Source organism: Rhizobium oryzihabitans (assembly GCF_010669145.1).
Taxonomy (GTDB): domain Bacteria; phylum Pseudomonadota; class Alphaproteobacteria; order Rhizobiales; family Rhizobiaceae; genus Agrobacterium; species Agrobacterium oryzihabitans.
On record NZ_CP048635.1, the window covers coordinates 1,508,210 to 1,518,881 of the forward strand.

Genomic DNA, 10,672 nt, shown 5'->3' on the forward strand with positions numbered 1-10,672 from the left:
ATCGCAAATGGCTTCCTACCTGATTGGCGTTGATGTCGGTACCGGCTCTGCCCGTGCCGGTGTCTTTGATGTGGCGGGCAGGCTTCTGGCCACCGCCAAGCGCCCGATCACGATGCACCGTGAGGACGGCGGCATCGCCGAACAATCGAGCGGTGAGGTTTGGAAGGCCGTTTGCGACAGCGTGCGGGAAAGCGTTTCGCAGGCTGCCATAGATGCTTCATCCGTGGTTGGCATCGGTTTCGATGCCACCTGCTCACTCGTCGTGCGCGGGCCTGATGGTGAGACCCTTCCGGTCGGCGCGCCGGATCATCCCGAACGCGATATCATCGTCTGGATGGATCACCGCGCCGTCGAACAGGCGGAGCGGATCAATGCCGGCGAACATGCCGTTCTGAAATATGTCGGTGGCCGGATTTCCCCGGAAATGCAGACGCCCAAGCTGCTGTGGCTCCGCGAAAACAGGCCGGACATCTATACTCGCGCCGAGCACTTCTTCGACCTGACGGACTTCCTCACCTGGAAAGCCTCAGGCGCGCTCGATCGCTCCGCTTGCACCGTCACCTGCAAATGGACTTATCTCGCCCATGAGGAGCGGTGGGACGCGGAATATTTTACCCGCATCGGGCTTGGCGATCTGGCGGAGCAGGGTTTCCGCCGTATCGGTGAAAGCGTCGTCCATCCGGGCACGGCGCTGGGCAACGGCTTGACGGAAGAAGCCGCAGAAGCCATGGGGCTGGTTGCGGGGACCGCCGTTGCCGCAGGCCTGATCGATGCGCATGCCGGTGGCGTTGGCACGGTGGCTGCGGGCGGTGATGCATCGCGATGCCTCGGTTATGTCTTCGGCACCTCTTCCTGCACCATGACGACCACCGCCGAACCCGCCTTCGTGCCGGGTGTCTGGGGCCCCTATTATTCCGCCATGGTTCCCGGCGCATGGCTCAATGAAGGCGGCCAGTCCGCCGCCGGTGCCGCCATCGATTATCTGGTGCAATTGCACCCGGCCTTTGCCGAGGCAAAGGCGCTTGCCGGAAAGGAAGGCAAAGCTTTGCCGGTATGGCTTGCCGACCGCGCTCTTGCCCTTGCCGCATCCGCTTCCGCCGCAGTCGGGATCGCCGAGGATTTTCATGTGGTGCCGGAGTTTCTCGGTAACCGTGCCCCCTTCGCCGATCCCCATGCCCGCGCGGTCATTGCCGGTTATGGCATGGAGACCGGTGTGGATTCCCTCGTCGCGCTTTATGTGGCGGGCCTTCTCGGCCTTGGTTACGGACTTCGCCAGATCATCGAGACGCAGGCCCGCAACGGCGCGCCGGTGGAAACAGTCAGCGTCAGCGGCGGGGCAGGCGCTCATCCGCTTGCCCGGCAATTGCTGGCGGACGCAACGGGGCTTCCCGTCGAACTGACCGAATGCGAAGAACCGGTGCTTCTCGGATCTGCGATGCTTGGCGCGGTTGCTGCGGGAACCTATCCGGACCTGATGGCGGCGATGCCCGCCATGTCGCGGATCGCCAGCTGTGCGGTGCCTGACCCTTCTTTTCAAAAGGTTCACCAGTCGCGTTACGACGCATTTCTGGCCTTGCAGGATGCGGCGCGTGCCATTCGCTCCGCCAGCCATTCCTGAACCGCGTCACAAGCTTAGATCATCCGGCCGTATTGGCCGCAAAATAACGAGGATTCCATGCAGTTTTCCGGAAAATCCGTCATCATCACCGGCGCAGGCAAGGGCATCGGCCGCGCCTGCGCCATCCTCATGGCTGCGCGTGGCGCTGACGTCGTGGCGATCAGCCGGACGCAGTCCGATCTCGACAGCCTGAAAAGCGAAATCGGCGGCCGCTCGATCCGTGTCGATCTCGCCGATGTGGCGGCGACGCGGGCCGCGATGGTCGAGGCGGGTCCGTGCGATTTTCTCATCAACAGCGCGGGCATCAACGTACTCGAAAGCGTGCTTGATATGAGCGACGAAGGGTATGAGGCCGTGCTCGGCATCAACCTGCGCGCGGCACTCGTCACCTGCCAGGAATTCGCCCGCGCCCGCGTTGCAAAGGGTGGCGGCGGCGCAATCGTCAACATCACCTCGATTGCCGGTCATCGCGGTTTTCAGGATCATCTCTGCTACGCCGCGTCGAAGGCCGGGCTTGAAGGCGCGACCCGCGTTCTCGCCAAGGAACTTGGGCCGCATGGCATCCGCGTCAACGCTGTCGCACCCACCATCACGCTGACTGAACTGGCTGCCGAAGCATGGAACGATCCGGCCAAGAGCGCACCGATGATGGTTCGCCATCCGCTGCAGCGCTTTGCCGAGGCTGAAGACGTGGCACAGAGCATCGCACTGCTTCTGTCAGATGATAGCAGCATGATTTCCGGCGCGGTGTTGCCCATCGATGGCGGGTTCCTCGCCGTCTGACGTTTAGGGGATGCGCGGGGTGCAAATGTATTGCCGCGCATCCTGTCTCAGGACTGGATATCCCGCTCAGGTCAGATCCGGGTGCTTACCAACCAGCTGATTGCGTTTTGCCTGAAGAATTTCCTTTTGTTCCTCAAGCTTGAGCAGCTCGTCGTCTATCTCCTCGACGCTTTTCTCGATGTGCAGATATTGCTCTGCCAGAAGCGATTTGGCTTCCTTTCGGCTCGACGCATTCGGTGTGTCACCATAAAGCGGCCGGTTGGCGGTTTCCTTGAGGAAAAACGTCGTTGCGATGCCGAAGACGGCCGCCACCATGAGATAATAGGCCGGCATATAGATATTTTCCGTGACCTCCACCAGCCATGCGGTGAGTGTCGGCGTCAGCCCGGCCACGATGATCGAGATATTGAACGCGATAGCCAGAGCGCTGTAGCGGATGCGGGCCGGGAAAAGAGCCGGCAGGGTGGATGCCATGATCCCGATCAGGCAATTGAGTGCGACCGCGAGGATGAGCAGTCCGAAGAAAATCTGAACAACCTGTCCGCTGGCGATCAGATGAAATGCCGGCAGCGAGAGAAACAGGATCGCGGTGCTGCCAACCGCCAGAAACGGCCTGCGCCCGATGCGGTCGCTCAAAAGCCCGATGGCGGGCTGGACGAACAGCATGCCGACCATCACCGCGATGATGATGAGGACGCCATGGTCCTCGCTGTAATTCAGCGTTTTTGACAGATATGTAGGCATGTAGGTGAGCAGCATATAATAGGTCACGTTGGTCACGAGGACCATGCCGATACATATTGCCAGCGACCGGGAATGTTGGCTGACAATCTCGGCGATGGGAACCATGGGTCGCTCTCTCAGCGACTGCCGGTCTTCTTCTTCGGCGCGATGCAGGCGTTCGGTGAAGGCGGGCGTCTCTTCCGCCGCGTGGCGGAGATAAAGCCCGATCAACCCGAGGGGTGCTGCCAGAAAGAACGGAATGCGCCAGCCCCAGTCGAGGAACTTGGCTTCGCCCATTGCGGTGCTGAGGAGCACGACGAGCCCGCGCCAAGCACGAAGCCGGCGATGGAGCCGAAGTCGAGCCAGCTTCCAAGGTAGCCGCGTTTCCGGTCAGGCGCGTATTCCGCTACGAAAATGGCGGCACCGGTATATTCGCCGCCGACGGAAAACCCCTGGGCGAGCTTGCATAACAGCAACAGAATGGGTGCCCATATGCCGATGGTGGCATAACCGGGGATGAGGCCGATGCAGAAAGTGCTCGCGGCCATGATGATGATCGTCAGGGAGAGGACTTTTTGACGCCCGAATTTGTCACCCATGGCGCCAAAAAATACGCCCCCAATGGGCGGATAAGGAAGGGCACGGAGAAAGTTGCGAGCGCCGCCACGGTTTGAACGGCGGGGGCAGCATCCGGGAAAAAGACCTTGCCGACGGCGTAGGCGACGAAGCCGTAGACGCCAAAATCGAACCACTCCATCGCATTGCCGAGAGCGGCTGCCGTGACCGCCTTTTTGACCTTCTCGTCATCGATGACGGTGACGTCGTCGATGCTCAGCGGAGTGGCCTGTATCTGGTTGTTCAATCACTGTCCCCTTGAACTACATTGCGCGCGATTTTTTAAGCGCCATGAAAATGCTCGATACGCTGAAGCGTTCCATCTCTCGGCAGAACAATCGGGCCTTCGGCTAGATTGGGGGTGACAACGGGGTAGCCCGGTAAGACAAAGAAAAACGCCCGGCTGGCAGCCGGGCGTTTTTTAAAGATTAATGGCGGTGCTCAGGCATCTCCTTGAGCTGGTCCTTGGTCCATGAGGTGACCGCGTGGACATCGCCATCCTCGTCGCGCATGAAATCCAAGTCGCTGAGCGGGACTGCGACGGGCTTTGCGCCGATGCCGAGAAAGCCGCCAACGTCGATGATTGCGGTGCTGCCAGCGCCAACGCCATGGACATGATCGACCTTGCCGACCTTGTGGTCATCTGCGCCATAAACTGTGGCACCTTCCAGAACGGACGGGGTCAGTTCCGTTTTAACGAGGCGTACGTGATTGGTGTGATCCACTTTTCTTCCTCCTGCTTGGGGTTGCCAGAGATGAACTCCCGCAAGGCAAAACCGTTCCATCGCGCATGGTGGATGTTGTGGCAAACCGATTGTCGGGACGCACGGCTGGCTGCTATGAAACCCTACAGGCGGCCCGCCTAAAAATCACGCTTGAAAAGACTGAACACGTGTGCAATATGAACGCGTGTTCAACCTTTATAGAGATGGTTATTTCGCATGGACTCGATGCCCTATCCGGATACGTTGGCAGCCCGTGCCGAACTGTGCCGTAGCGTTATTCTTTCCGCCGGGGAGCTGGTGCTGAAAGGCTTTGAGGGCGAGGCGACACGCAGCTTCTCGATGAAGGGTCCGCAGGACTTTCTGACGGTGACGGATGCGGCATCCGAAGCGCATATTCGCGGTGCGATCTCGGCCTGCTTTCCCGAGGACAGTTTTTTCGGTGAAGAGGGCGGCGGTGTGATCGGTGATCGCGTCTGGGTCGTTGATCCCGTGGACGGCACCGCGAATTTCGCCCGCGGCATTCCGCATTTCTGCATCTCCATCGCTTATGTCGAAAACGGGCAAACCGAATTCGGCGCGATCTACAATCCGGCTCTCGATGAGCTCTATTTCGCCCGGCGCGGAGAGGGGGCAACGCGCAACGGACAGCCCATCCGGGTTGCTGAAACGCAGCGTTTCGATGCGGCCTCGATCGAAATGGGCTGGTCGACCCGTATCGCGAATGCCACCTATCTCGATGTCGTCAAGAACCTACTGGATATGGGCGCCAATGTCCGTCGTGCCGGTTCCGGTGCGCTGGCTCTTGCCTATGTGGCCGATGGTCGCTCCGATGCATATCTCGAATTGCACATGAATTCATGGGATTGTCTTGCGGGACTGCTACTCGTCAGCGAAGCTGGCGGCGACGTCTGCCCTTTCCTGGAGATCGGTAGTCTTGAAGGTGGCGGGCCGGTGCTGGCCGCAGCCAGTGGCGTTGCGAACGGCGTCAGCCAGGCATCGAAGATACCCTTGGCAGAGCGGCAGCCTTCGGATCGGCAGCGGGCCCTATCGGCCTGAATTTAGACGGGCACCCGTCCGTGAAGGGTGCTTGATGTATGTGGAGGAATGACATGGATGGACCCGTTTATGCCCGGCCTGCGATCAGCCTGATTGCGGAAGGGCTCGGCCCGCATAACGCTACGCTTTATATCGGCGGCAGCGATGGTGCGAGCGATCTCGGGCTCCTCGGCCGGCACGGCATTACCACCGTCGTTAATTGCGCCGTCAATCTGGATATCAATCTCGTGCAGGCGACGGCGGAAGAGGGCGACAGGCGTGCCGTGGGTTATGGCGATATCCGCTATTACAAGCTCGGTCTCATCGATGGCGAAGGCAGCCCCGACACCATGATGCTGGGGGCCTACTACATCCTCGACGGTGCGCTTCGCCAGACCATGCCGAAGCGGGAAACCTATCCCTTCCCCGATGGTGGCAATGTGCTCGTCAATTGCCGCAGCGGCCGCAGCCGGTCCGTGTCATTGGTCGCGCTCTTCCTGCACAAGCAGCAGCCGCATCTCTATCCCACACTTGACGATGCACTGGCCGTGATCCGCACGAAGCGGGAATTGCGCCCGGATGAATGGTTCGAGACGCCGAAACCGATGCTCTATGCCGCAGCCCGCCGTGCTTCCGACTGGATTGATATGGTCGATGGCAGAAAGACTGTTCAATCATGCTGAAACGCACGCTTCCCTCCGTCGCCGTCATTGCCGATGCCCATTTTCATGACACGGCGGCTGATTTCGGTTTCCCCGGCATAGAGATCGGTGGTGAGCGCATCACCATGCGCAGCTGGTCGGATACGCGCGAATCCACCCGTGTTTTCAACGAAAGCGCCGATGCGCTGCATGCTGCACTCGAAGAAGTGCAGCAGCGGGGCATCCGCCATGTGGTGCTGCTTGGTGATTATACCGACGATGGCCAGCGGGCGACATCCGAGACATTGAAGGGCATTCTGGAGCACCATCGCGATGCCCATGGCACCGCCTTTTATGCTTTGCCCGGCAACCACGATATTTTCGGCCCGCGTGGCCGGCATCATACCAAGGAATTTCTGACGGAGAACGGCAAATGCCTTTCCGTTTCAAGCGATGCGCGGCGGGCCGGTGATCGGGTCGTGATCAGCGACCGGATGTATTGCGAAGGCTACCCCGTTGGCCTTGGCCCGATGGCGGCTTTCGGATATTTCCGCCAGCCGGACTATCTGCATTGGGAAACACCGTTCGGGCTTTCCGATGCGGCGGAAGACCGTCTCTACGAGGTGCGCTCGCCCGATGGACGCAATGTCTACCGGTTGATGGATGCATCCTATCTGGTTGAGCCGGAGCCGGGTCTCTGGCTGCTCATGATCGACGCCAATATTTTCGAACCGCTCGACGGCACTTTCGAGACGGGGGAGGAAGCTGCCTTTACCGATAGTACTTCCGGTGGCTGGAACGCGCTTTTGCGCTGCAAACCCTTCATCATCGGCTGGATTGCCGATGTGCGGGAGCGGGCGCAGGCGCTTGGCAAGACTTTGCTCGGCTTTTCCCACTATCCGGCGCTCGATCCCTTCGATGGCGCAAGCGGTGCCGAGAGCGCGCTGTTCGGCGAAACCAATGTCGTGCGCCGCACACCACGCAAAGCGGTTGAGGATGCGCTGATCGAGGCCGGGCTTAAAGTTCATTTCAGCGGGCACCTGCATGTGGAAGGTGCGACCCGGCGCGGGGAGGGCGAAACCTCGCTCACCAATATCGCCGTGCCGTCTCTGGTCGCCTTTCCGCCCGCCTTCAAGATTGTGCATCCCGCGCAGCACGAGATGTCCGTCGAGACGGTGGAAATGGCCTCCCTGCCGATAAACAGCCGCATTTGCCGGGGGTATGCGCAGGAAACCGCACTGGCCGGTGAGGACGAGGACCGGGCGTTTGCGGCGGGCAATTACGGTGATTTCCTGCTTGGCCACAAACGCGCGCTGATCAGGCACCGTTATTTCACCAAGGAGTGGCCAGCCGGGATCGTGGCGGCGATTGCGGATAAAACCGTATCCGAGGTTATCGGCCTGCTGGGAGAAACGAGCCTTGCCTCGCTTGATGCCGAGCTGTGCTTCGATCTGCCGATGTTCGAACTTATTGCCGAATGGTATTGCCTGCGTCAGGGCGCGGGGCTGGCGCTTGCGCATATCGCGCCTCAACGGCTTTCCCTTTACCGGATGCTGGCGGATCGTTTTGGCCGTGAGCCCGATCACCACGACGGTTCGGTCAAGAGTTTTATCGAAATCTTCTTCGGTGCCCTCGGGCTGTTTCTAGAGCGTGCCGAAGGCGGTTCGCGGCATCTGGAACTCCGTCTCACACCACAACGTCAATCCATTGCGGTGTGATCCGAAGGTTTTTTCGCCGCAATCGACGATGTGAACGGGGCAGATCGATGGCTCCTCGGGGAAGAGCGGCGGCAGGCAGGACAGGCGAGGTGAGGTGATCTAGTGGAATCGGTCGTTGTCAGCATCAATCTGTTCGGTGCAGTGGCGCTGCTGCTTTTCGGCCTTGGGCAGATCAAGGACGGAATGTCGCGTGCCTTCGGCGCCAAGCTTCGCATCGGGCTTGCCGCCGGTACACGGGGTGGGTTTCGCTCCTTCATCGCCGGCCTCGTGGCGACGATCGCCCTGCAGAGTTCGACAGCCACGGCGCTGATGGTTGCCTCCTTCGTTGAAAAAGACTTGATCGCACCGGCGATGGCGCAAATCGTGCTGCTCGGCGCAAATGTGGGTACTGCGACGACCGCGTGGATTGTCGCACTCGGTCTTGGCTGGCTGTCGCCGATGCTGATCCTTGCCGGGGTCGTCCTGTTGCGTGGAAAGTCGGTGCAACGGCAGGGTGCGGGCGCTGCCCTTGCCGGTGTCGGCCTGATGTTGCTTTCCCTGCATCTTCTTTCTGCGGCGACGGATCCCATCAGGCAGTCGCCGGCGCTTAACCTCTTCATTTCCATGCTCGGCAATGCCTGGCCGGTCGCGTTGATCTTTTCCGCGGTGCTGGCCGTGCTGGCATCATCGAGCCTTGCCATCGTCGTCCTCATCCTGTCGCTTGCCGCAAGCGGCGGCATCGAAACAAGCCTCGTCATCGTGCTGGTGCTCGGTGCCAATCTCGGCGGTGCGGTTCCGCCGGTGCTGGCGACGCTGAAGGCGCCGGTCGCGGCGCGCCGGGTGGCGCTTGGCAACCTCATCGTCCGGACTACCGGCTGTGTCGCAGCCCTGCCGCTTGCCGGATACGGCGCGGCACTGCTCGACATGTCGCCTTTCTCGCACGCCAATCTAGCGGTCGACGCGCATCTTCTCTTTAATCTGGCGGTTGCCGTGATCGCATGGCCGCTATCGCCGCTGCTGCTGCGGGTGACGACCGCACTGCTGCCGGAAAAAGAGGGAACCGAAACTAGCCGCAGCTATCTCGACAGTCATGATCTGGGGCAGCCGGTTGCGGCTCTTGCCGGCGCAAGCCGCGAGGTCATGCTGGTCGGCGATCTGATCGAGCGCATGCTACGTCAGGCAAGTGACGCCATGCACGACAGCGATCTTTCGAAACTCAATGATATCAGCACGCTGGAAGGCCGGGTCGATAGTATCCAGCATGCCATCAAGGTCTATGTCTCGAAGGTGGGCCAGGATGGCCAGGATGGATTGTGTCAAAAGGACCAGCGACGCGCGATGGATATCGTCGAATATGCCATCAATCTCGAACATATCGGCGATATCATCGAGAAGGGTATACGCCCGGAAATCGTCAAGAAGATCAATCTTGGTCTGAGATTTTCCGATGACGGCAAAAGCGAGCTGGAGCGCCTTTTCTCCATCACGCTCGACAATATCCGCATGGCGCAATCGGTTTTCGCCACCCGCAATGCCGACCTTGCCCGCCGGCTGGTGGAGGTGAAGGAAGATGTGCGCCGGCTGGAAAAACAGTCATCGGAGCGCCATCTCCAGCGCCTGCGCGATGGCCGGGCCGACAGCATCCAGACAAGCTCCGTGCATCTCGACATGCTGCGCGATCTGAAACGCATCAACGCCCATATCGCCGCCGTCGCCCATCCTATTCTCGATGAAAGCGGTCTCCTGATCGAAAGCCGGATCAAGCAGGCGGGTTAGCGCGCGGTGATCCGCTCGACCATCTCAACGGGCACGACCTGAAGCCGGGTCTCGGGCTCGTCGCTGTCAAGCGCGGTCAGGACCTTCTCTGTCAGCGCGTCGAAGGATTGGGCAACGGTCGTCAGCTGATAGCTTTTCCAGCCCGCCTGCGGAATGTCGTCGAAACCGACGATCGACACGTCTTCCGGCACCCGGCGGCCCATTTCCAGCCGGGCTGCATCCATGAAACCGAGAGCAAGCAGATCGGTCACGCAGAAGGCGCCGTCTATTGTCTTGTCCTTCAGCAATTCGCAACCGGCCTGATAACCGCTGTCATAACTTGTCGGCCCGCCCGACCATGGAACGACTTCGATGCCCTCAATTGTCATGCGCTGGGTAAAGGCGGCCGCGCGGCGCAACTGTGCCGGTGTCTGGCTGCCGCTGGAAACGACCGCGACCTTCCTGCATTTTGCCGCCACAAGCCGCATGGCGGCGAGATCGGCGCCGTGGGAATCATCGCTCAGCACCATGTTGGTATCGGTGCGGTCGAGGCGCTGGTTGATGAGGATGAGACGCACGCCATTGGCGATGCATTCGTCGACGATAGAAGCGGGCGGCTCACCGGAGAGAACGACGATGGCCTGGGCGCGAAACTCGAAAAGCAGCTCGATCAGCGGCGCGATATCCTTGCGTGCATCGGCCGCGTTCAGCAGCAGGCATTGCAAACCGCGACGCAGAAGGCCGATGCTGAGAAGATCGAGCTGTTTTGAAATAAACGGCGAGCTGAGATTGGCGCCGACTACCCCGATGAGATTGGAGCGGTCATTGTTGAGGCCCTGGGCCAGACGGTTGACGCGGTAGCCAAGTTCATGCGCGGCTTTCAGCACCTTGCGCCGGACGGCCTTCGATACGCTGCCGCCGGGGGTGAATGTGCGCGACACGGCGGAGCGCGAGACACCAGCCTTTTTCGCAACCTCTTCGGCCGTCACGAACCCTCTCGCCATTCAACTCCCCCGTTGCCAAACCGTATGTCTGATAACACAGGCTATAGGGCATCGACCATTCCAATCGAAATATTTC

General features: G+C 60.4%; 9 protein-coding genes and 1 pseudogene. 6 read left to right on the forward strand and 4 right to left on the reverse strand.

Going from position 1 to position 10,672, the window contains the following annotated elements:
* Positions 1-7: 7 nt before the first annotated feature.
* Together G3A56_RS23620 and G3A56_RS23625 are read left to right on the forward strand one after the other, a co-directional pair.
* Entirely contained in the window at positions 8-1,618 is a 1,611-nt protein-coding gene (locus G3A56_RS23620) for an FGGY-family carbohydrate kinase (RefSeq protein ID WP_082184970.1), read from the forward strand.
* A 57-nt stretch (positions 1,619-1,675) separates the two neighbouring features.
* The gene (locus G3A56_RS23625) at positions 1,676-2,401 is read left to right on the forward strand and encodes an SDR family oxidoreductase (RefSeq protein WP_003498880.1); all 726 of its coding nucleotides are present in this window, start codon (positions 1,676-1,678) and stop codon (positions 2,399-2,401) included.
* A gap of 66 nt (positions 2,402-2,467) precedes the next feature.
* Here G3A56_RS23625 and G3A56_RS29685 read toward each other — a convergent pair whose 3' ends face one another.
* From G3A56_RS29685 to G3A56_RS23635, 3 genes and pseudogenes are all read right to left on the reverse strand, one after another.
* Positions 2,468-3,439 (reverse strand): MFS transporter, encoded by a 972-nt coding sequence (locus G3A56_RS29685; RefSeq protein WP_425503378.1) that lies wholly within the window; start codon positions 3,437-3,439, stop codon positions 2,468-2,470.
* Positions 3,352-3,881: pseudogene (locus G3A56_RS29690) on the reverse strand (MFS transporter). Before G3A56_RS29690 ends, G3A56_RS29685 begins: the two are co-directional and overlap by 88 nt.
* Before the next feature lie 286 nt (positions 3,882-4,167).
* Positions 4,168-4,464: a PRC-barrel domain-containing protein gene (locus G3A56_RS23635; protein ID WP_003498884.1), complete on the reverse strand. Its 297-nt coding sequence runs from the start codon at positions 4,462-4,464 to the stop codon at positions 4,168-4,170.
* Between the two features lie 216 nt (positions 4,465-4,680).
* Between G3A56_RS23635 and G3A56_RS23640 the strand changes: the two genes are divergently transcribed.
* The 4 genes from G3A56_RS23640 to G3A56_RS23655 all read left to right on the forward strand — a co-directional run bounded on the left by G3A56_RS23640 (position 4,681) and on the right by G3A56_RS23655 (position 9,613).
* A complete protein-coding gene (locus tag G3A56_RS23640) occupies positions 4,681-5,520 on the forward strand; it encodes an inositol monophosphatase family protein (protein ID WP_082184969.1) in 840 nt (279 codons plus the stop codon).
* A gap of 53 nt (positions 5,521-5,573) precedes the next feature.
* Positions 5,574-6,182 carry a dual specificity protein phosphatase family protein gene (locus tag G3A56_RS23645; protein ID WP_082184968.1) on the forward strand — a complete coding sequence of 203 codons (609 nt, stop codon included), beginning with the start codon at positions 5,574-5,576 and terminating at the stop codon, positions 6,180-6,182.
* Complete coding sequence (locus G3A56_RS23650) at positions 6,176-7,858, forward strand: metallophosphoesterase family protein (RefSeq protein WP_082184967.1); 1,683 nt, start codon at positions 6,176-6,178, stop codon at positions 7,856-7,858. The genes G3A56_RS23645 and G3A56_RS23650 overlap by 7 nt, the downstream gene beginning before the upstream one ends.
* 102 nt (positions 7,859-7,960) lie before the next feature.
* The gene (locus tag G3A56_RS23655) at positions 7,961-9,613 is read left to right on the forward strand and encodes a Na/Pi cotransporter family protein (RefSeq protein WP_082184966.1); all 1,653 of its coding nucleotides are present in this window, start codon (positions 7,961-7,963) and stop codon (positions 9,611-9,613) included.
* On the opposite strand, the gene G3A56_RS23660 is transcribed toward G3A56_RS23655, so the two are convergent.
* Positions 9,610-10,596, reverse strand: coding sequence for a LacI family DNA-binding transcriptional regulator (locus tag G3A56_RS23660; protein WP_035243119.1), 987 nt, complete (start codon positions 10,594-10,596; stop codon positions 9,610-9,612). The two genes, G3A56_RS23655 and G3A56_RS23660, sit on opposite strands and share 4 nt — an antisense overlap.
* Positions 10,597-10,672: the final 76 nt, after the last annotated feature.

Coding starts and splice junctions, on each gene's coding strand:
- G3A56_RS23640 (WP_082184969.1), top strand. CDS start 4,681: ATGGACTCGATGCCCTATCCGGATACGTTGGCAGCCCGTGCCGAACTG.
- G3A56_RS23650 (WP_082184967.1), top strand. CDS start 6,176: ATGCTGAAACGCACGCTTCCCTCCGTCGCCGTCATTGCCGATGCCCAT.
- G3A56_RS23645 (WP_082184968.1), top strand. CDS start 5,574: ATGGATGGACCCGTTTATGCCCGGCCTGCGATCAGCCTGATTGCGGAA.
- G3A56_RS23660 (WP_035243119.1), bottom strand. CDS start 10,596: ATGGCGAGAGGGTTCGTGACGGCCGAAGAGGTTGCGAAAAAGGCTGGT.
- G3A56_RS23625 (WP_003498880.1), top strand. CDS start 1,676: ATGCAGTTTTCCGGAAAATCCGTCATCATCACCGGCGCAGGCAAGGGC.
- G3A56_RS23620 (WP_082184970.1), top strand. CDS start 8: ATGGCTTCCTACCTGATTGGCGTTGATGTCGGTACCGGCTCTGCCCGT.